Origin of the sequence: Pseudomonas sp. 58 R 12 (assembly GCF_900005865.1) — a bacterium.
GTDB classification, from domain to species: Bacteria; Pseudomonadota; Gammaproteobacteria; order Pseudomonadales; family Pseudomonadaceae; genus Aquipseudomonas; species Aquipseudomonas tritici.
Genome location: NZ_CVTP01000024.1, coordinates 209,263 through 230,149, shown reverse-complemented (window position 1 = coordinate 230,149; position 20,887 = coordinate 209,263). Strand labels below are relative to the sequence as shown.

17 protein-coding genes and 1 pseudogene are annotated in these 20,887 nt (G+C 61.6%); 9 read left to right on the top strand and 9 right to left on the bottom strand.

Annotation, left to right across the window (positions count from 1 at the left end; translation table 11 throughout):
* Positions 1–337 precede the first annotated feature (337 nt).
* The 3 genes from BFP95_RS21850 (at position 338) to BFP95_RS21840 (ending at position 3,955) form a co-directional block, all read left to right on the top strand.
* A complete protein-coding gene (locus BFP95_RS21850) occupies positions 338–1,228 on the top strand; it encodes an HpcH/HpaI aldolase/citrate lyase family protein (RefSeq protein ID WP_065879966.1) in 891 nt (296 codons plus the stop codon).
* 26 nt (positions 1,229–1,254) lie between these two features.
* Entirely contained in the window at positions 1,255–1,656 is a 402-nt protein-coding gene (locus tag BFP95_RS21845) for a ParB N-terminal domain-containing protein (RefSeq protein WP_065910684.1), read from the top strand.
* A gap of 100 nt (positions 1,657–1,756) precedes the next feature.
* On the top strand, positions 1,757–3,955 hold the full coding sequence (locus BFP95_RS21840) for a TonB-dependent receptor (protein WP_065910683.1): 2,199 nt from the start codon (positions 1,757–1,759) through the stop codon (positions 3,953–3,955).
* A gap of 292 nt (positions 3,956–4,247) precedes the next feature.
* On the opposite strand, the gene BFP95_RS21835 is transcribed toward BFP95_RS21840, so the two are convergent.
* Positions 4,248–5,291, bottom strand: a complete 1,044-nt coding sequence (locus BFP95_RS21835; RefSeq protein WP_065872274.1) for an LLM class flavin-dependent oxidoreductase — start codon at positions 5,289–5,291, stop codon at positions 4,248–4,250.
* 188 nt (positions 5,292–5,479) lie between these two features.
* On the opposite strand from BFP95_RS21835, the pseudogene BFP95_RS30430 reads away from it, so the two are divergent.
* Positions 5,480–6,520 (top strand): annotated as a pseudogene (locus BFP95_RS30430) (cache domain-containing protein); the annotation flags it as partial.
* Positions 6,521–6,658: 138 nt separating this feature from the next.
* A complete protein-coding gene (locus BFP95_RS30425) occupies positions 6,659–7,426 on the top strand; it encodes a methyl-accepting chemotaxis protein (RefSeq protein ID WP_371905331.1) in 768 nt (255 codons plus the stop codon).
* A gap of 182 nt (positions 7,427–7,608) precedes the next feature.
* Here the strand turns inward: BFP95_RS30425 and BFP95_RS21825 are convergent, their stop codons facing one another.
* On the bottom strand, positions 7,609–8,094 hold the full coding sequence (locus BFP95_RS21825; RefSeq protein WP_065872272.1) for a flavin reductase family protein: 486 nt from the start codon (positions 8,092–8,094) through the stop codon (positions 7,609–7,611).
* 322 nt (positions 8,095–8,416) lie between these two features.
* Here BFP95_RS21825 and BFP95_RS21820 point away from each other — a divergent pair, with 322 nt between their 5' ends.
* A complete protein-coding gene (locus BFP95_RS21820) occupies positions 8,417–9,823 on the top strand; it encodes a purine-cytosine permease family protein (RefSeq protein WP_065872271.1) in 1,407 nt (468 codons plus the stop codon).
* Here BFP95_RS21820 and BFP95_RS21815 read toward each other — a convergent pair.
* From BFP95_RS21815 to BFP95_RS21785, 7 genes are all read right to left on the bottom strand, one after another.
* Positions 9,811–10,377 carry a sarcosine oxidase subunit gamma gene (locus BFP95_RS21815; protein WP_065910681.1) on the bottom strand — a complete coding sequence of 189 codons (567 nt, stop codon included), beginning with the start codon at positions 10,375–10,377 and terminating at the stop codon, positions 9,811–9,813. The two genes, BFP95_RS21820 and BFP95_RS21815, sit on opposite strands and share 13 nt — an antisense overlap.
* 3 nt (positions 10,378–10,380) lie before the next feature.
* Positions 10,381–13,278 (bottom strand): 2Fe-2S iron-sulfur cluster-binding protein, encoded by a 2,898-nt coding sequence (locus BFP95_RS21810; protein WP_065910680.1) that lies wholly within the window; start codon positions 13,276–13,278, stop codon positions 10,381–10,383.
* Entirely contained in the window at positions 13,275–13,574 is a 300-nt protein-coding gene (locus BFP95_RS21805; protein ID WP_012723544.1) for a sarcosine oxidase subunit delta, read from the bottom strand. Before BFP95_RS21805 ends, BFP95_RS21810 begins: the two co-directional genes overlap by 4 nt.
* Positions 13,575–13,587: 13 nt before the next feature.
* Positions 13,588–14,829 carry an FAD-dependent oxidoreductase gene (locus tag BFP95_RS21800; protein WP_065872266.1) on the bottom strand — a complete coding sequence of 414 codons (1,242 nt, stop codon included), beginning with the start codon at positions 14,827–14,829 and terminating at the stop codon, positions 13,588–13,590.
* Positions 14,811–15,701 (bottom strand): bifunctional methylenetetrahydrofolate dehydrogenase/methenyltetrahydrofolate cyclohydrolase FolD, encoded by an 891-nt coding sequence (folD, locus tag BFP95_RS21795; RefSeq protein WP_139115324.1) that lies wholly within the window; start codon positions 15,699–15,701, stop codon positions 14,811–14,813. Before folD ends, BFP95_RS21800 begins: the two co-directional genes overlap by 19 nt.
* 11 nt (positions 15,702–15,712) lie before the next feature.
* A complete protein-coding gene (gene purU, locus BFP95_RS21790) occupies positions 15,713–16,579 on the bottom strand; it encodes a formyltetrahydrofolate deformylase (RefSeq protein ID WP_065872263.1) in 867 nt (288 codons plus the stop codon).
* Positions 16,580–17,050: 471 nt separating this feature from the next.
* Positions 17,051–17,650, bottom strand: coding sequence for a helix-turn-helix domain-containing protein (locus tag BFP95_RS21785; protein WP_027603577.1), 600 nt, complete (start codon positions 17,648–17,650; stop codon positions 17,051–17,053).
* 282 nt (positions 17,651–17,932) lie between these two features.
* Between BFP95_RS21785 and glnT the strand changes: the two genes are divergently transcribed.
* The 3 genes from glnT to BFP95_RS21770 are packed head-to-tail and all read left to right on the top strand — an operon-like array spanning position 17,933 to position 20,884.
* The gene (gene glnT / locus BFP95_RS21780; protein ID WP_065910678.1) at positions 17,933–19,267 is read left to right on the top strand and encodes a type III glutamate--ammonia ligase; all 1,335 of its coding nucleotides are present in this window, start codon (positions 17,933–17,935) and stop codon (positions 19,265–19,267) included.
* A gap of 22 nt (positions 19,268–19,289) precedes the next feature.
* Positions 19,290–20,198: a class II glutamine amidotransferase gene (locus BFP95_RS21775; RefSeq protein WP_012723550.1), complete on the top strand. Its 909-nt coding sequence runs from the start codon at positions 19,290–19,292 to the stop codon at positions 20,196–20,198.
* Positions 20,199–20,209: 11 nt separating this feature from the next.
* Positions 20,210–20,884: a GltB/FmdC/FwdC-like GXGXG domain-containing protein gene (locus BFP95_RS21770; protein ID WP_065872261.1), complete on the top strand. Its 675-nt coding sequence runs from the start codon at positions 20,210–20,212 to the stop codon at positions 20,882–20,884.
* Positions 20,885–20,887 lie beyond the last annotated feature (3 nt).

The following is a 20,887-nucleotide window of genomic DNA, read 5'->3' as shown; positions in this document are numbered from 1 at the left end:
ATGATGTCGCGAGGCCATACTTTCGGTGAACATTAGGATTTGCATGTGCACAAGAAAAGTTTCTCTTGGCGGCGTGAACAATATTGCTACCGAGAATGATTATCAAGTAAGGTTTTCAAATATTTCACATTAATGCCCGCTGAAGATCAGTGCGCGAACCCGTATTGGCATGCTCTTTCGGGCGTTCGTCCCTAGTTTGAAAGCGTTGTTAATTCATTGATCAATAAGGGGTTAAACGTTGATCGGCGAGGGTGGCGCCAGAGGCGCAATTTACCCCCTCGGAGCCCCTGAAAATTTTTTCAAAAACCACGACTGATGCACGCCAAGGAGAGATGCCATGAACACTGATCGTCAGAGCACGACCACGCTGCTTCCCATCAGCTACCTGTTCGTTCCGGGGAACCGTCCGGAGCGCTTTGCCAAAGCCGTTGAGGCCGGGGCGGATGCAATCATCCTGGACCTCGAGGATGCGGTTCATCCCGAGAGCAAAGCCGCTGCCCGAGCTGCCGTGTGGGCGTGGCAGGAAAGTACGTCGAGCGTTGCGTGCCAGCGGTTTATCCGGCTCAACAGTGTCGGCAGCGCGTTGTTCCGCCAGGACCTGACGTGGTTGGGCGACATGCGTTACCCCGAGCGTTGCACCGGGGTATTCCTGCCCAAGGCCGAGGCTCCCCAGGCGTTGGCGCGGGTGGTCGAGCAGCTGCTGGCATGGCAACCCCAGTTGCACATTGTCGCGATCATCGAGACGGCCAAAGGCTTGCAGCAGGTGGAGGCGATTGCCGCGATTCCCGGCCTGGCGCGCCTGGCCTTTGGCTCGCTGGATTTTTCCCTGGATATCAATTGCGGCCAGGTGCCCGAGGCGTTTCTGTACGCACGCAACCGCATCGTGCTGACCTCTCGCACTGCGGGTTTGCCGGCGCCAATCGACGGGGTAACGCCTGCGATCAACGACCTGGCGGTGGTCGCCCAGGACTCGCTTTACGCGCGCTCCCTCGGGTTCGGGGCCAAGCTGTGCATCCATCCCGCGCAGCTGTCGACGGTGCAGCGCGCGTTCTTGCCCGATGCCCACCAATTGGCCTGGGCGGATCGGGTGATGAGTGCCGTGGCCGGCGGTAGCCACGCGGTGCAAGTTGACGGCGAAATGGTCGATCTGCCGCTGATCGAGCAGGCGCAACGTCTGCTGGATCTGGCCCATCGATACGCAGCGGTCGCCAAGACCGGGACCTGCTGAACATGCTGCCAGGGCAGGGGGGAACCATGGGGCAGACCTATCAGATTGCGCTGCGGCCGGTGTGCGAAGTACGGCAATCGGAACAGGTGGACCCGGCCAATGTTCAGTGGCTATGCGACTCGATTATCCGCGCAGGGCATTGGCTGGAACCGATCATCGTCGAGCGCTCGCATGGCATCGTGATGGACGGTAACCACCGCCTGAATGCAGCGTTGCAGTTGGGTCTGTGTCGAGTACCGTGCATCCAGCTCGACTATACGGACCCACGGGTGTGCGTAAGGCACTGGCGCACGGGGCAGGCGTTCGAGGTCGCGCGGATTTTCAACACCATCGCTCGCGGCGAGATCTTTCCGTACAAGACCACGCGGCATGTGTTTGATCCGGCGTTGCCGGTCATCGCGATACCGCTGGATCGCCTGTACGAATGAGCCGTGCAAAAAAAATCATGGGGGAGGGTGATACTTTTTCGCACGTCGACTGGCATTAGGAGTGATTCCCATTTTCCCTCGTTGAAAGGATCCTCTCGTCATGCCTGTTGCCAGTCGGCCCTGCGGTGAGCGCGTGTTAACACTCGCCATTCGAACCGCCCTGTTGAATTTCGTCATGGTCGCAGCGGGCGCCAATGCCTGGGCTGAGACACCAACGCCTGCCGCCACGGATGACAGCACGCCCAGCCTGACACTCGACACCACCACCATCGACGGTCGCTACAACGGCCCGACGGCGCTGCCCGACGTTCTCCCCGGTGGGCAGGTAGCGCGCGGCGCGCGGCTGGGCATGATGGGCAACAAAGACGTGATGGATACACCCTTCAGCGTCACCAGCTACACCGCCAAAACCCTCGCCGACCTGCAAACCGTCACCGTTGCCGATGCGCTGGAACGTGACCCCTCGGTGCGCTCCACGGGGCAGACGGGCGGGATCGTCGATTCGTTTTTCATTCGCGGCTTTGCGATTGGCGAAGGCAACCTGGGTGAGCTGGCCTACGACGGCGTGTATGGCGTAGCCCCCAACTACCGGGCCTTTACCGAGTACGCCGAACGTGTCGAAGTGCTCAAGGGGCCGGGCGCCTTGATGTACGGCATCTCGCCCAACAGCGGTGTCGGGGGGGTCATCAACATCGTGCCCAAGCGGCCGCTGGAGCAGGACCTGACCCGTTTTACCGGCAGCTACGCGTCGGACTCCCAAACGGGCGGACACCTGGATATCAGCCGGCGTTTCGGTGAGGAAAACCAGTTCGGCGTGCGCTTCAACGGCAGCCTGCAGGGCGGCGACACGGCCGTGAACGACCAGCATCGCGACGTGGGGATCGGTGCGATTGCCCTGGATTATCGCGGCGAGCGGCTGCGCCTGAATCTCGACTACATCAGCCAGAAAGAAAGCTTCGACGGCGCATCACGCCCGTTTACCATCGCACCGGGCGTTGACGTGCCATCCGCCCCGAATGGCCGCACCAGCCTGCCGCAGAAATGGGGTTGGTCGGATACCAAGGAACAGTCCGCGTTGCTCGGCGGTGAATATGATCTGAGCGACAACCTCACCGTGTTCGCGCATGCAGGGGGCGGCAAGTCGGATGTGAAGCGCCTGTCTGACCAGGTGCCGCGCATCCTCAATGATGCCGGTGACACCAGCAACGTCCCGGGTTATTACAAATTCAACGTCGACCGTTCTACCGCCGATATGGGGATGCGCGGGCTCTTCGCCACCGGCCCGGTCACCCATACCACCACGTTGATGGCGACCCGTTACCAGGATGAGCTGTCGCGGGGCATCAACAACGGCACGACAATCCTCTCCAATATCTACCACCCGGTGGACACGCCCAAGCAATACATCAATACGCCCAAGGTGCTGCGAGTCTCCGAGTCGGAGTTGTCCGGCGTGGCGTTGACCGACACCTTGGGGATGCTGGATGACCGTTTCCAACTGACCCTGGGCGTGCGCCGGCAGTTTATCGAGTCACGTAACTATAATGCTGCCGGCTCCGTCAGCTCTCGTTACAACGCCAACGCCACCACGCCGTTGCTGGGTGTGGTGGTCAAGCCCTGGGAGGACGTCTCCCTCTACTACAACTACGTCGAAGGGCTGAGCAAAGGCGATGCGGCACCGGGCACGGCGAGCAACGCCGGGGAAACCTTTGCGCCGTACGAGTCCAAGCAACACGAACTGGGGGTGAAGTATGAACACGGCACCTTCATGACCACGCTGGCGTTGTTTCAGATCGAGAAACCAGCCGGTGAACTGGGCGCCAATGGCGTGTATTCGGTGCAGGCCGAACAGCGCAACCGTGGCCTGGAACTCAGCGTGTTCGGCGAAGTGGCCACCGGCACCCGTTTGATGGGGGGAGTGACCTTCCTTGATGGCGAGCTGACCAAATCTGCGACTGCCGCTAACCAGGGCAACAAGCCGGTCGGCGTGCCCGACATCCAGGCCAACCTGTGGGCGGAATACGACACCCCCTGGCTGGAAGGTTTGACCCTTACCGGTGGCGCGATCTACACCGACAGCCAATACGTCAACCAGGCCAACACCCAAGCGCTGGACGCCTGGACCCGTATCGATGCAGGCGCGCGCTATGCCACCAAAATTGAAGGGCGGCCGACGACTTTCCGCGCCACGGTGCAGAACGTATTCGACCGTGAGTATTGGTCGGGCGTGGCCTCTTATAGTGCGTTTTCCCCGGGGTATCCGCGCACGTTACAATTATCGGCTACCGTCGATTTTTGACGGGGGCCGTTTGATTTCAATGACTCGGACGCCAGATGCGAGCCTCGTTTCTCGCTCCAAATACAAGAAAAAGCCACTCTGGTGAGTGGCTTTTTTTTGCCTGCGATTTATGAAATGTACGCTTAAATGTCTATTTTGTAAAAACCGTCAGTAGCCTGCTGTGCAGGCGTTTATCCCCAAGCAGATGGATCCTGCCCGAACCCGTAAGAGCGGTGAGGAGCGGGGGACAAGCGTTGCACCCCGGCTTCACCCAGTGTCCGCAGCTTTTCAATCTACGCAGTTCACCGCGTACTCAACGAAACGCCGGCACCACATGCTTGATAAACAATTCCAGGGATTTTTTCTTCTCTGCGTGGGGCAGGCTGTTGTCACACCAGAAGCTGAACTCGTCGACACCCAGTTCCTGGTAGTACTGGATGCGCGGAATGATCTCTTCCGGCGTTCCGATCATCGCGGTCTTATGCAGGCTTTCCAGTTCAAACTCAGGGCGACCGGCGAATTTTTCTTCCGGGCTAGGGTCGAGGAAGCCGTTGACCGGCACGCTCTTGTTACCAAACCAGGCATCGAAGGTGCGGTAGAACTTCGAGATTGCCTTGGCCCCGACTTTCCAGCCTTCCGGGTCGTCAGCCGTATGCACATGGGTGTGGCGCAGCACCATCAGTTGCGGGCGTGGTACGTCAGGGTTGTTGTCCAGGGCGGCCTGGAATTTGTTTTTCAGGTCGAGGACTTCTTCATCACCCTTCATCAGCGGCGTGACCATTACATTGCAGCCGTTGGCGACGGCGAAGTTGTGGGAGTCCGGGTCGCGGGCGGCGATCCACATCGGCGGGTTGGGCTGTTGGATTGGTTTGGGCACGCTGGTGGAGGTGGGGAATTTCCAGATATCGCCGTCGTGGGCGTAGTCGCCTTTCCACAGTGCACGTACCACCGGCACCATCTCGCGCAGGGCCTGACCGCCGCTTGAGGCGGGCATGCCGCCAGCCATGCGGTCAAACTCGACCTGATAGGCACCCCGGGCCAGGCCGACTTCCATACGCCCGTTGCTGATCACGTCGAGCAGGGCGCATTCGCCTGCCACCCGCAATGGATGCCAGAACGGCGCAATGATGGTGCCAGCGCCCAAGTGAATGGTGGTGGTCTTGGCCGCGAGGTAAGCCAGCAGCGGCATCGGGCTTGGCGAGATGGTGTATTCCATGGCGTGGTGCTCGCCAATCCATACGGTGCTGAAGCCACCGGCCTCGGCCATCAGGGTCAGTTCGGTCAAGTCTTCGAACAGCTGGCGATGGCTGACACTCTCATCCCAACGTTCCATGTGTACGAACAGGGAAAACTTCATGACGCTTACCTCGGATCTATTGTGATCGGCCTGTCGACTGCGGGCCCTTAAGTGCTCTCGCCACTGTGAAGCGTGCCGGTGATAACGGCTGTTCGGCGGATTGATTGTTGGTATACCATAATACGGAATATCCGCAAAACTTTTCTCTCCAACGGTTGCACCCTCACCTCACAAGGAAGGCGAGCTCGATGAACATAAAACAAAAATTAATCCTGGCCTTTGCGGTGATCGCCAGCCTGCCGGTGATTCTGGTGGCTGTGCTGATCATCCTCAATGTGCGCCATGAGGCCAGGGACGGCTTTGTCGACAGCAGTGGGCGCGAGATCCGCCAGGTGGACAACGCGATGCAGCTGTTTTTTGAAGGCATCAGCCAGAACGTCGCCTATCTGGCCGGACACCCGCAGTTGCAGAGTATCAATGGTGATGTGAAACGCTACTTGGCCAGTGATGCGGCGCAGATCGCTCCCGGCGCGCGTGACGGGCAACTTTTCACGTTGTTCGAGGGCCTGGCCAAGAGTCACTCGGCCTACACCTATCTGTCCCTGGGCACCGAGGACGGCGGTTATGTGTTCTGGCCCGGCGACCCCAAGCTAGCCAACTACGACCCACGCACACGGCCTTGGTATAAAACGGCCATGGCCCAGCCGGGCAAGACCCTGCGCACCGAGGCCTATTACTGGGCCGCCGACGATGTGGTGCTGGTCAGCACCGTGCAAAGCTTCAACGATCGCCAGGGCAAGGCGAGTGGGGTGGTCAACATCGACGTGTCCCTCAAGCAACTGACCGACCTGGTCAAGCAGATCAAGCTGGGCGAGAGCGGCTACCTGATGCTGATGGAAGCCAATAACACCGTGCTGGTGGACCCGAATGACCCGTCCCACAATTTCAAGAAGCTTGGCGAGCTGGGGGAAGGCTATCGGCAGTTGAGCGAAGCCGGCCAGGGGCTTGTGCAAGTCGAATTGGCGGGTGAGCGCTATATGGCCTTGGTATGGCCATCAAAGGCCTTGGGCTGGCGGTTTGTCGGGCTGGTGCGCGAGAGTGAAGTGATGGCCGGCGCAGCACGCCTGACCTGGCTGATTGCGGCCATTGCGCTGGTGTGCGGTGCGTTATTCGCGGTGGCCGGCGCCTGGTTTGCCGGGCTGATCGTCAAGCCGATTCGCGGCGTGGCCAGCGGCCTGGAAGGCATTGCCCAAGGTGAGGGCGACTTGACCGCGCGCCTGGATGTGAAAGGTCGCGATGAAACGGCGCAGCTTGCCGGTTGGTTCAACCAGTTCCTCGAAGCCATCCGCACGCTGATCCAACGTATCGGCCAGGCCGCCGCGCAGATCCACACCAGCTCAGGCAGTGCCACTGAAGTCTCGGTGGAGATGGCCGAAGTCGCCGAGCGACAGCGTGAAGCGGTGGATATGGTTTCGACGGCGTTTCATGAAATGGTCGCCACCTCCAACGAAGTCGCGCGCTCCTGCAGCCAGGCGGCCGACTCGGCCGACAACGGTCAGCGTCAGGCCCATACCGGGCAGCAGCAGATCGACGCGGCGGTGAGCAGTGTCGGGCGCTTGAGCCAGGAAATCGGCCACTCCGCCCAGGCCATGGAGCAGCTGGAAAAAGACAGCAATGACATACAGTCGATCCTCGGCACCATCCGCTCCATCGCCGAGCAGACCAACCTGTTGGCGCTGAACGCCGCTATCGAAGCCGCGCGGGCGGGTGAGCAGGGTCGCGGTTTTGCGGTAGTGGCGGACGAGGTGCGCGCACTGGCCAAGCGCACCTCCGACTCCACCGGTGAAATCGACGGACTGCTCGGCAACCTGGCACGCCGCACTCATCAGATGGGCAAGCAGATGCATGCGAGCTTGGAGGTGTCCCAGGAAACGGTGGTGTCGATCAACGACGCGCGGGCCAGCTTTGGCCTGATCCGCGAGTCGGTCGACGTGATCCGCGACATGAACACGCAAATCGCCACCGCCGCCGAAGAGCAGCACCAGGTGGCCGAGGACATCAATCGGCACATCAGCCAGATTCATGGGGATGCGCAGTTAGTGGCAAGCCTGGCCGACTCCACGCGCCAGGATGCGCAGCAATTGACGGCGTTGTCGCAGACGTTGAATCAATTGGTCAGCCGCTTCCGCACCTGACTGGCACCCTAGCGCAAACATGGACACCGGCAGACACGCTTTGGAATGCAGTCAAAACTGTGGGAGCGGGCTTGCTCGCGAAGGCGGTGCATCAGTCACTGAATCCAACGACTGAAATACCGCCTTCGCGAGCAAGCCCGCTCCCACATTTGATCTTCGGTGTTTTCAGAAAGGGTCGGGGATCAGGCAACCAAGGGCAGGGCGCCCATCTTGCCGTGGCAATACACCAGTGGCCCGGCGTTCTGCTGGGGCACGATCAGGTTTTTCACCGAGCCGACCATGATTGCGTGGTCGCCGCCTTCATATTCGCGCCACAACTCGCACTCGATCACCGCCGTGGCATTGGCCAGGATCGGGTTGCCCAACTCACTGAGCGTCCATTCGATGCCCTGGGCCTTGTCCTTGCCTTTGCGCGCAAAGGCATAGGCTTCGGTTTGCTGCCCCCCGGAAAGCACGTGAATGGCAAAGCGCTTGTTCTTGATCAACACCGGGTACGAGTCGGAGCTGTAGTTGGGGCAGAACAGCACCAGGGCCGGGTCCATGGACAGTGAACTGAAGGCACTGGCGGTCAACCCGACGATTTGCCCCTCGTCATCGAGCGTGGTGATCACGGTGACACCGGACGGAAACGAACCCATCACTTGTTTGTAGATAGCGGCATCAATCATGGGACGGTCCTCTGCGGGTAATGTGGTTTTTATGAGTTTGTAGGTCTGATGGTATACCGTAATACAATCGATGCAACCGCTTTTTCAATCGCCCGATGAACGTCAATTCTGGGGCTTATCACCAATAAATACGGGAGCTATGGCGGGAAATAACAGGGTGCGCTGTGGCACAATTGCGGATCAGATGCGCGCTAAGACTACGGATCAGTCTTGTGAAAATGTTGGAATACCATAATATGGTGTTCATCTGAGGGGCAGCCAGAGAGCTCCCCCGGTTTGGCGTCAAACAACTATAAGATCAGACAAACGCGAGTTCATTTCCATGCCCCAGATGTCCCGGCAAGACCCCCTGATCGAGCATCACACGGTCGATTACGTCCCCCTCGCAGAGCGCCATGGAAAGGCCCGCGACCTGTTCACGTTATGGTTCAGCACCAACATCGCGCCGTTGCCGATCGTCACGGGTGCCATGGTCGCCCAGGTGTTCCATCTCAATCTGGTGTGGGGGCTGCTGGCGATTGCCCTCGGGCACCTGCTCGGCGGCATCGTGATTGCCCTCGCATCGGCCCAAGGCCCGCGCATGGGCATCCCGCAGATGGTGCAGAGCCGTGGCCAGTTCGGCCGTTACGGCGCGCTGCTGATCGTGTTCTTCGCCGCGCTGATCTACATCGGCTTTTTCATCTCCAATATCGTCCTGGCTGGCAAGTCCATCGTCGGCATCGTGCCGTCGGTGCCGGTGCCGGCGAGCATCCTGATCGGCGCCCTCAGCGCTACCGCCATCGGCGTGATCGGCTATCGCTTTATCCATACCCTCAACCGCATCGGCACCTGGGTGATGGGCAGCGCTTTGCTGGCCGGTTTTATCTACATTTTTGCCCATGACCTGCCGGCAGATTTCCTTACCCGTGGCGGCTTCAACGCGGCGGGCTGGTTGGCTACCGTGTCGCTGGGGGTGATCTGGCAGATCAGCTTTTCGCCCTACACCAGCGACTACTCGCGCTACCTGCCGGCGGACATTGGCATCACCCGGCCGTTCCTCGCCACCTACCTGGGCGCGACCCTCGGCACCATCCTGTCCTTCGCCTTTGGCCTGGTAGCTGCACTGGCTACGCCCGAAGGCACCGAAGCCATGGTCGCGGTCAAGCAAGCCACCGGCTGGCTGGGGCCGATCCTGATGGTGCTGTTCCTGCTCAATATCATCAGCCACAACGCCCTGAATCTGTACGGCGCGGTGCTGTCGATCATCACCTCGGTCCAGACCTTCGCCAGCCACTGGACACCGAGCATCAAGGTGCGCGTGGCGCTGTCGGGCGTGGTCCTGGCCGGTTGCTGCGTGGTGGCGTTGGGCGCGTCGGCGGACTTCATCTCGCAATTTATCGGCCTGATCCTCGCGCTGTTGCTGGTGTTGGTGCCGTGGGCGTCAATCAACCTGATCGACTTCTACATCATCAAGCGAGGGGTCTATGACATTGCCTCGATCTTCCAGGCCGATGGCGGGGTGTATGGGCGTTTCAACCTGCATGCGATCGTGGCGTACTTCATCGGCATCATCGTGCAACTGCCGTTTGCCAATACGTCGCTGTATGTGGGGCCGTGGGCCAACCTGGTGGAAGGCGCGGACTTGTCGTGGTTGGTGGGGTTGGTGGTGACGTGCCCGTTGTACTACTGCCTGGCGACACGTCAACACACCCAAAAGGTCAGGGCGGCGCGGTTGGGCTACACCGACTGACCCACGCCACCGAATTCCTCCAGCGCATCCCGCAACGCGCCCTCGAAGTATGCCTTCGAGGCGCGATCCCAGAGGATATGAAACGCCGGCAGCTCCACACTGCCTGTGTGGATGACAATCGCATTGACCCGCGCCACCGAGGTCTGCGCCACCATCCCCGGCTTGAAGGCCGGGAAACTGAGATCCACCCCGCACAGCTTCGCCATCACCTGCGCAATCACCTCCCCGCTGAGCCGCACACAGGCATGGCTGTCCTGGCGCGGCAGCAGGTAGTTGGCGCGGTGGTCTAGTTCCCAACGCGCTTCTTCATCGGCAATCCGTTGCCCCTGATCCCGTGGGCTGCCCAGCACCAGGTATTCGTTCTGCGACAGGCGCGCCACCCAACTGCCGTCCGCTTGCGCGCAGGCTTGGTTAGGCGCGCCTGGCAACGTGAAGCCGCGCGCCGTGAGGTACTCGGCGCTTTGTGCGCCGCGAAAACCGACCCGGGGCAGGTCGGTCTGGTCCTGCAGTTGGCAGGCCGGCGTGAACAATTCGTGGGCCTTCAGACTGGTCATGGCTTAACCCTCCTGGCGTTGGTTAGTGGGGTCGAAGAACGGCAGTTGCACCACCTCGGCCTGGACGACGATGCCGCCTTCGACGCGAATCGGAATGCGCTGCCCCGGTGTGCTTTGGTCGATCCCGGCGTAGGCCAGCCCGATGATGCGGCCCAGGCTGGTGGAGTATTCGCAGGAGGTGACGTTGCCGCTGATGTCCGCGCCGTTGAGCACCAGGTGACCTTCCAGCGGTTGCACGCTGCCCTTGGGCAGGCTGAAGCCCACCAGTTTGCGTTTCAGCGGCTGGGCTTCGAGGATGTCCACCGAGCGGCGGCCGACGAAGAACGGCTTGTTGCGGCTGACTGCCCAGCCCATGTCGATTTCCGCCGGGTGGGTCATGCCATCGGTGTCCTGGCTGATGATCACGTGGCCTTTTTCCAGGCGTAGCAGGCGCTGGGTCTCGACGCCGAAGGGGCGAATGTCAAAGGCCTTGCCGGCCGCCATCAACGCGTCCCACAACGCCAGGCCGTGGCGTGCCGGTACGTGGATTTCATAGCCCAGTTCGCCGACGAACCCGACCCGCAGCAGGCGTGCCTTGATCCCGGCCACCGTGCCCTGGCGCACGCCCAGATAGGGAAAACCTTCGGCACTGAGGTCGAGATCGCTGCACACCTGCGCCAGCACCTTGCGCGAGTCCGGCCCGGCCACGTTGACCGCACAGATCGCGGCGGTGACGTTGGTCACGTCCACATCCAGGCGCCACTGCGCGTTCCACTTGAGCATCTGCTGGTAAATACGATCGACGCCGCTGGTGGTGGCGGTGACGTAGAAATGGTTGTCGGCCAGCCGCGCGCACACGCCATCATCGATCACCACGCCGTGTTCGTTGGTCATCAGCGCATAACGCGAACGGCCCACCGGCTGCTTGAGGAACGCGAAAGTGTAGAGGCGGTTAAGCAATTCGGCGGCGTCCGGGCCGCGCACGTCGAGACCGCCGAGTGTGGACACATCGATCAGCCCGACCTTGTTGCGCACGTGCAGCGCTTCGGCCTGCATGCACGCTTCGCGGTCCTGGGCCTTGCCGTAATAGGCCGGGCGCTGCCAGATCCCGGCGGGCATCATCTTCGCCCCGGCTTGCACATGGCGCGCGTGCATCGGTGTTTGGCGGTAGGGGTCGAAGGCGCGTCCGGCGACATGCGCGAGTTTCTCCGCCACGAACGGCGGCCGTGCGGTGGTGACCCCGGTTTCGCTGATAGTGCGCTGGGTCGCCCAGGCCACCAGCCGTGCGGTCGGCAGCGCTGAGTGGCGCCCCTGGGACGGGCCCATGCCGACCGTGGAATAGCGCTTCACCAACTGCACATCGCGGTAGCCAATGCGGGTGGCGTTTACGATGTCCGCCACCTGCAGGTCTTCGTCGAAGTCGACGAAATCCTTGCCCTTGGGGTGCGGGAAGATCGGCCAGGGGAAGTTGACCTGAGCTTCAGGGCGCAGCGCTGCAGGCGGGCTGGAGCTGTTCAATCCGAGGGCGAGCAGGCTGTCGGCGGCGGCGTTGGTCGCATCCGTCAGCACATTGTCCAGTTGATGCCGACCGTGTACGGAACCGGCCACGCCCAGATTGCGCGGCAGGCCACTGAGGCTGAACTCCGCCCGCGAGTCTTCATAGGCCAGCTTGCCACCGGCCTGGCACAGCAACTGATAGACCGGCATATAACCGGCCGACATGCACAGCAGGTCGCAGTCGATCACTTGCCCGCTGGCGCTGACCTGGCCCTGGCCAGTGATCTGGCGCACGTCGACACCCTTCACATGGCGCAGGCCTTTTTCATGCAGGGCCTCGAACACCGTGCTGTTGCTCAGGCACGCGATCTTGCGCTGGGCCAGGGCGCCCGGCAGGGCTTTGTCCGCCGGGGCGTGACGCAGGTCGATCACGGCGGCCACGTCCACGCCCTGGTCATGCAGGTCGAGGGCGGCGAGGTAGCCGTCATCGTTGCCGGTGAGTACCACTGCGCGCTTGCCGGGCTTGACCGCATACAGCTTCATCAGGCGTTGCGCGGCGCTGGTGAGCATCACGCCCGGCAGGTCGTTGTTGCGGAAGACCACCGGTTGGTCGAATGAACCGCTGCACACCAGGCACTGTTTTGCGCGCACTTTGTACAGGCGCTTGCCCTGGATCACCGGCAGGTAGTTGTCGGTGAACCAGGCATTGCAGGTGGCGTCGGTGAGCACCTGGATATTCGCGTGTTGCTGCACCGCGCCCAGCAACTCGCGGCGCAAGGTGTCGGCACGGGTGCCGGCAATATCGAAGCGCGCGTAGGTCAGCGACCCGCCGAGGATCGGTTGCTGCTCGATCAGCAGCACCTTGGCGCCGGCATTCGCGGCGGTCAGCGCGGCCTGCAGGCCAGCGGGGCCGGCGCCGATCACGGCGAGGTCGGTAAACAGGTAGGCCTTGTCGTAGTACTCGGGTTGGAACGTCAGGTCGAGCACGCCCAGGCCGGCCTTTTTGCGGATGATCGGCTCCCAGACTTTCCACATGCCCTTGGGTTTGTAGAACGAACGGTAGTAGAAGCCCACCGGCATGAACTTGGAGAACTTGCCCAGGTAGGCGTCCTTGTCGTTGTCCAGCGAGCCGTTGACGTTCTGCGCCGTCACCGCCAAGCCGGCGGACAGCGCGTGGGCGTCGGCTAATACGTTGGGTTCGCGAGGCAGTTGCACCAGGCTGTTGGCGTCCTGGCCGGCCATGGTCAACGGGCCGCGTGGGCGGTGGTATTTGAACGAGCGCGACATCAGGAAGCGCCCGTTGGCGAGCAGGGCGCTGGCGATGCTGTCGCCCTGCAAACCTTGGTAGGGCAGGCCGTCGAAGCTGAAGTCGAGTGGCTGGTCACGCTGGATCAGCAGGCCCATGGGGGCGGGGAGGCGGTTCATCCGGCGATCTCCTTGGCGGTGGTGAAGTCGACGCGGGTGGTGAACACTTCGCGCGGATCGAAGGTGCGCACTATCTCGTCGGTGACCGTGTGGCGCTCGGCGAGGAACCAGTAGCTGGACGGCGTGTGCATCCACCATTCGCGCACCACGCCGGCAAGGTTGTCGGTGTTGAACACGTAGTCGGCCCATTCGGCATCGCTGCAGGTCAGCGGGTCGGGCATCGGTTTGAATTCACCGCCGTAGGTGAACTCGCTGATATTGCGCGGCCCGTTGAGCGGGCAAATCATGATTTTCATCGTCTGCTCTCCGTCAGTGGCTGGCCGCTGTGGCGCCCATTTCGTTGACTTGCTGGAAGGTTGAAAAGCGCTCGAGGCCGAAGGGTTTGATCAAGTCCGGCACCTTGCCGCCGCTGGCGACCAGCTCGGCCATGGTCTTGCCGCAGATCGGCGTGGCCTTGAAGCCCCAGGTGCCCCAGCCGGCGTCGAGGTAGTAATTCTTCACCGGCGACAGGCCCATGATCGGGCTGTAGTCGGGGGTCATGTCGGTGATCCCGGCCCACTGGCGCATCAACTTGGCGTTAGCCAGGAACGGGAACATCTCGATGGCATGGGCCAACAGGCTTTCCTTGAGGTCCAGGGTCGAGCGCGTGTTGAACAGCGGGTACGGGTCGGAACCGCCACCGAACACCACTTCGCCACGGCTGGTTTGCTGCACGTAGCAGTGCAGCGCCGAGGAACTTACCAGCGGATCGAGGAACGGCTTGAACGGCTGGGTGACCATGGCCTGCAGCGGGAACGTCTGGATCGGCGAACGGATACCGGCCTTGGCCATCAGCAGCGAGCTGTGCCCGGCAATCGCCTGCACCGCGCAGCCGCACTTAATGGTGCCGCGATTGGTTTTCACCGCAGTGATGGCGCCGTTTTCGATCACCAGGTCCTGCACTTCGGTGAGCTGATGGATTTCCACGCCGCGCTTGGCTGCCTGCTTGGCGTAGCCCCAGGCCACGGCATCGTGACGCGCGGTGGCGCCGTCGATATGCCAGAGCCCGGCGATTACCGGCAAGTGGCCGGGGTCGAGGTTGAGACTGGGCACCAGCTCGCGGATCTGCTGGCGATCGATCATCTCGGTACGCCCGCCGAAGTGCTTGTTGACCTCGGCACGCTGGCGGAACGAACGCACGGTGGCGTCGGTGTGGGCCAGGGTCAGTTGGCCGCGCTCGGAGTACATGATGTTGAAATCGAATTCGTTGGACAGCGACTGGAACATCTTCACCGACTCGGCGTAGAAACGAACGCCTTCGCTGGTGAGGTAATTGGAGCGGATCACCGCCGTATTGCGCGCGGTATTGCCGCCGCCCAGGTAGGCCTTTTCCAGCACCGCGATATTGGTGATGCCGTGGTACTTGGCCAGGTAGTAGGCCGTCGCCAGGCCATGGCCGCCGGCGCCGATGATCACCACGTCGTAACTCGACTTGAGTTCCTTGGGCGCTGGCAGATCCACTTCCACCGGGTACTCCGAACTCAGCCCGTATTTCAATAGATTGAATGGCATACGGCCTCCGATTGGCTGCGTAGGGCGTGGTGTTGCGCCAGGGCGGCGGCCACGGTGTTTTTCATCAGGAAGGCAATCGTCATCGGCCCGACACCGCCGGGCACCGGGGTGATGGCGGCGACATGGGGCAGGGCGCTGTCGAAGTCGACATCACCCACCAGGCGGCTGCGGCCGTCGTCGTCGATGCGGTTGATGCCGACATCGATCACCACCGCGCCGGGTTTCAACCAGCTCGCGTCAATCAAGCGGGCGCGGCCCACGGCAGCGATCACGATATCGGCCTGGCGGCACAGGGCCTGGGCGTCGTGGCTGCGCGAATGCAGCACGGTCACCGAGCAATCCGCCTTGAGCAGCAGCGCGGCCATGGGCTTGCCGACGATGTTCGAACGGCCGATCACCACCGCGTGCTTCCCGCGCAGGTCGCCGCAGGTTTGCTCCAACAGGTACAGGCAACCGCTTGGGGTGCACGGCGTGAGCACCGCGCGCCCTTGGCTGAGGCCGCCGACGTTCTGGCTGTGAAAACCGTCGACGTCCTTGTCCGGCGCGATGGCCTCCAGAGCGCGCAGTTCGTCCATCTGCGCCGGCAACGGCAATTGCAGGAGGATGCCGTGGATCGCCGGGTCGGCATTCAATTGGCCGATCAGGATCAACAATTGTTCGGTGCTGGTATCGCTCGGCAGGCGATGCTCCACGGAGCGGATGCCCACCTCTTCGGCGCGCAGGATCTTGTTGCGCACATACACCTGGCTGGCCGGGTCGTTGCCCACTAGGATCACTGCCAGCGCCGGTTGAATAGCCTGCCCATGCAGACGCGCCACGTCCTCGCGCACTTGCAGCAGCACCTGTGCGGCGGCGGCTTTGCCGTCGATCATTTTATGCGCGTTCACCGGAACACCACCGTTCTGTCCTGATTGAGGAAGACCCGGTGCTCCAGGTGGTACTTGACCGCCTTGGACAGGGCCACGGTTTCGGTGTCGCGACCGATGGCGACCAGGTCGTCGGGCTTGTACACGTGGTCGACACGCTGCACTTCCTGCTCGATGATCGGGCCCTCATCCAGGTCGCTGGTCACGTAGTGCGCGGTGGCACCGATCAACTTCACGCCGCGTTGATAGGCCTGGTGATAGGGCTTGGCACCCTTGAAACCGGGCAGGAACGAATGGTGGATATTGATCGCCCGCCCCGACAGTTGCCGGCACAGGTCGTCGGAGAGGATCTGCATGTAGCGCGCCAACACCACCAGTTCGGTGCGGGTGTCGTCGACGATCTTCATCAACTCGGCTTCCTGCGCGGCCTTGTTGTCCTTGGACACCGGCAGGTAGATAAAGCGAATGCCCTCGCGCTCGGCCATCGGCCGCAGATCGAGGTGGTTGGAGACGATGGCGGTGATGGTCATGTCCATCTCGCCCTTGTGGTATCGGTAGAGCAGGTCGGTGAGGCAGTGGTCGAACTTGCTCACCATCAGCATCACGCGCATCGGCTCGCGGGTGTCGTGCAGCTCCCACTGCATGTCGAAGGCCTGGGCGACATCGGCGAAACCGTCTCTGATCTCTTGCAGGTTGCCTTCGTGGCCATCGTTGAAGCGGAACACGGCGCGCATGAAGAAGCGGCCGCTGAAATCGTCATCGAACTGCGCCATTTCCCCGATGTAGCACGCGTTGTCCGCCAGGTAAGTGGTGACGGCCGCAACGATGCCGGACACGGCGGGGCACGTCACCTTGATGATGAAATGGTTTTTTTCGTGTTGCATGACACGTCCTCGGGATGATGGCGGCAGCTCATCGCATAGCGAAAAAATGTCTGAGGACAGCAGGCTCATTCCTTGAGCGCGTTTTCTTGTGGGGAATAAAATATTCCTGAAGTGGCTTTATAGGGGAATGAAGGCGGGGCGTCCAGGGGTTTTGGGAAAGATTTTTAACTGGGGGGAATTTTTTGCGGGGCGACTGGGAGGTCCAATGCGATCAAAGGTGGGCGCTGGCTTGCCTGCGATGGTCATAGGTCTCTGCAAAAACTGTAGTGAGCGGGCTTGCCCCGCGCTGGGCGGCGAAGCCGCCCCAAACCAGGCGACTTGGTCTTATCTGGAACTCGGCGATGTTTTTACTGGGGCGGCTTCGCCGCCCAGCGCGGGGCAAGCCCGCTCACTACAAGGTGCTCATGTGCCTTTAAAAGATGTGCAGATACCCATCAGGCTCCCACAGCAGAGCCGCTCTCGGTTCGTTCATCACTCTTTGTCGTTACCGTAGTTCATGATCGACAACAACCGAATCGGCACCCGCACCAACTCCTCAGGCCCATGGGGAATCTCGCCCTCAAACGTCAGGCTGTCCCCGGCCTCCATGCGATACAACTGGTTGCCGTGGCGATAAATCAGCTCCCCTTCAAGCAGGTGCAGAAACTCGGTCCCTGGGTGCGCAAACGTAGGAAACTCCTCACTGGCGTCATCCATGCTGACCATGTACGCCTCGAAGCTCTTCTTCGGCCCGCGCGTATGGTTGAGCAGGTGATAGGTATGCCCCTTCTCGGTCCCCCGGCGCACCACTTCCATGCCTTGGTCGGCCTTGACCAGCAAGGCGCTGCCATCCTGCTGGTCGTATTCGCTGAATAATTTCGAGAGCGGCAGCCCGAGCACATCGCACAGGCGGCTCAAGGTATCGAGGCTGGTGGAGACCTGGGCGTTCTCGATCTTGCTCAACATGCCCTGGCTGATATCGGCAATTTTTGCCACGTCAGACAGCTTCAGGTCTTGGGCCTGGCGCTGGCGTTTGATCTGCAGCCCCAGGTATTGCTCGAGCTTGAGGCGCGGGGCGGTTTCGGTGGACATGATCATCGGCTCCTGCACGGTTTCCGTTCAGTAATATTATTTTCGCACTGGGAAAGTGCAACGTCTGGCGCTTAAAGGCCACCCTGCTGTACGTATTCCTGCAGGGAAAAGAATTTTCCCATATATACAGCACAAAAGCGCTTTCACCGGCACGTCAAACAGCCGTCCGCGAATCTGGCAAGGGTATTGCATTCCTGTAGGGAAACTAACTTTCTTTTTAGGAATAAAAAGACAGCCTAGGCCCACCCACACGGTTTTGCCTTTCGCGAGGAGTGACACGCAATGTTGCCAGCAGAAACCCAGCGCATCATCGACAAGCACGGGATCAAGTACGTGCTTGCGCAGTTTGTGGATATACACGGTGCGGCCAAGACCAAGTCGGTGCCCATCTGCGGGCTCAAGACGGTGGCCGAAGAGGGCGCGGGGTTTGCCGGGTTTGCCATCAGCGGCATGGGCATGGAGCCCCACGGTCCGGACTTCATGGCGCGCGGCGATCTGTCGACATTGACCCCGGTACCCTGGCAGCCAGGTTATGGGCGCGTGGTGTGCGTCGGCCATGTCGACGGCAAACCCCACCCCTACGACAGCCGCTACGTGTTGCAGCAACAAGTGCAGCGCCTGCAGGACAAGGGCTGGACGCTGAACACCGGCCTCGAACCCGAGTTCAATCTGATGCGCCGTGACGAGCAGGGCACGTTGCAATTGGTCGACCCCAGCGACAACCTCGACAAGCCTTGCTACGACTACAAGGGCCTGTCGCGTTCGCGGGTGTTCCTCGAGCGCCTGACCGAAGCCTTGCAGGCGGTGGATTTCGAGGTCTATCAAATCGACCACGAAGACGCCAACGGCCAGTTCGAGATCAACTACACCTACAGCGACGCCCTGACGTCCGCCGACCGTTTCACCTTCTTCCGCATGGCCGCCGGCGAGATCGCCAATGACCTGGGCATGATCTGCTCCTTCATGCCCAAGCCCGACCCGAAACGCGCCGGCAATGGTATGCACTTTCACCTGTCGATCAGCAGCGCCGAGAACAAAAACCTGTTCCATGACGCCAGCGACCCGAGCGGCATGGGCTTGTCGAAACTCGCCTATCACTTCGCCGCCGGCTTGCTCGCCCACGGCCCGGCGCTGTGTGCGTTCGCTGCGCCCACCGTCAACTCGTACAAGCGCCTGGTGGTCGGCAACTCGTTGTCCGGCGCCACCTGGGCCCCGGCCTTTATCGCGTTTGGCGCCAACAATCGCTCGGCCATGGTGCGCGTGCCGTACGGTCGCCTGGAATTTCGCCTGCCGGATGCCGGCTGCAACCCCTATCTGGTCAGCGCCGCGATCATCGCCGCGGGCCTGGACGGTATCGATCGCCAGCTGGAAATCGACCACGTCTGCAACGAAAACCTCTACAGCCTGAGCCTCGAGCAGATCGCCGAGCGCGGCATCAATACCCTGCCGCAGTCCCTCAAGGAAGCCTGCGACGCGCTGGAAGCCGACGCGCTGTTCGCCGAAGTGCTCGGCCCGCAGATTGTGGGTGAGTTCATCAAGCTCAAGCGTATGGAGTGGGTGGAGTACAGCCGCCATGTGAGCGACTGGGAAATCCAGCGCTACACCGAATTTTTCTGACACCGTGTGACGGAGACTTGTTATGTGTGGAATCGTAGGCCTGTACCTGAAGAATCCGCAGCTGGAACCCCAGCTCGGCAAGCTGTTTGAACCCATGCTGCAAGCCATGACCGACCGTGGCCCGGACAGCGCCGGTTTCGCCATCTACGGCGATGAAGTCGCCGATGGCTGGGTCAAGCTGACCCTGCAAGCCACCACCGAAGCCTTCGACTGGAAAGGCTTGATGGGCGAGCTGGAAGGGCGCCTCGGCTGTTCCCTGGATTGGTTCCAGAACGCCAGCGCCGCTGTACTTAAGATCCACGCCGACGAAGCCCCGGTACGCCTGGCCCTGGCCGAACTGGCGCCGAGCGTGCGCATCATGAGCGCCGGGCAGAGTATCGAGATCCTCAAGGGCATGGGCCTGCCCCAGGAGATTTCCCAGCGCTTCGGCCTGGCAAACATGCAGGGCAGCCACATCATCGGCCATACGCGCATGGCCACGGAAAGCGCGGTGACCATGGAAGGCAGCCACCCGTTTTCCACCGGCGCCGACCTGTGCCTGGTGCACAACGGCTCGCTGTCCAACCACTTCCGCCTGCGCCAGGAACTCAAGCGCGAAGGCATCCATTTTGAAACCGACAACGACACCGAAGTCGCCGCCGGCTACCTGACCTGGCGTCTGCAACAGGGTGATTCGCTCAAAGAGGCGCTGGACCATTCCCTGGAAGACCTCGACGGCTTCTTCACCTTCGCCATCGGCACGCGCAACGGCTTTGCGGTGATCCGCGACCCGATTGCGTGCAAGCCGGCGATCCTCGCCGAGACCGACGATTACGTCGCCATGGCCTCCGAGTACCAGGCGCTGTCGAGCCTGCCGGGCATCGAGAACGCGCGGATCTGGGAGCCGGCACCGGCCACGTTGTACATCTGGGAACGCGAGTCAGCAGCTTAAGGAGCGCACACATGAAAACCATCGATCTTTCCACCGCCACCGTGCGTGACCTCAACCAGGCGTTGCACGCCCAGGCCATCGACAACGAGTGGCGCGTGACCCATTCCAACGGCAAGCACAATCTCGCCGTGGGCGTGAACCAGGCCGTGTCCATCGATATCGAGGGCCACGCCGGTTATTACTGCGCAGGCATGAACCAACAGGCCTCGATCACCGTGCACGGCAATGTCGGCGTGGGCTGCGCCGAGAACATGATGTCCGGCTTTGTGCGCGTCAAAGGCAGCGCGTCCCAGGCTGCCGGGGCCACGGCCCATGGCGGTCTGCTGGTGATCGAGGGCGACGCGGGCGCGCGTTGCGGGATTTCCATGAAGGGCATCGACATCGTCGTCGGCGGCAGCATCGGCCATATGAGCTGCTTCATGGGCCAGGCCGGGCGTCTGGTGGTGTGCGGCGACGCCGGCGATGCGCTGGGCGATTCGCTCTACGAAACCCACATCTACGTGAAAGGCACGGTGGAGTCCCTGGGCTCGGACTGCGTCGAAAAAGAGATGCGCAGCGAACACCTGCACGAGCTGCAGGAACTGCTCGACCGCGCCGGTTTCGCCCACCAGGCGGCAGATTTCAAGCGCTACGGCTCGGCCCGTCAACTCTACAACTTCAAAGTCGATAACGCCTCCGCGTACTGATCA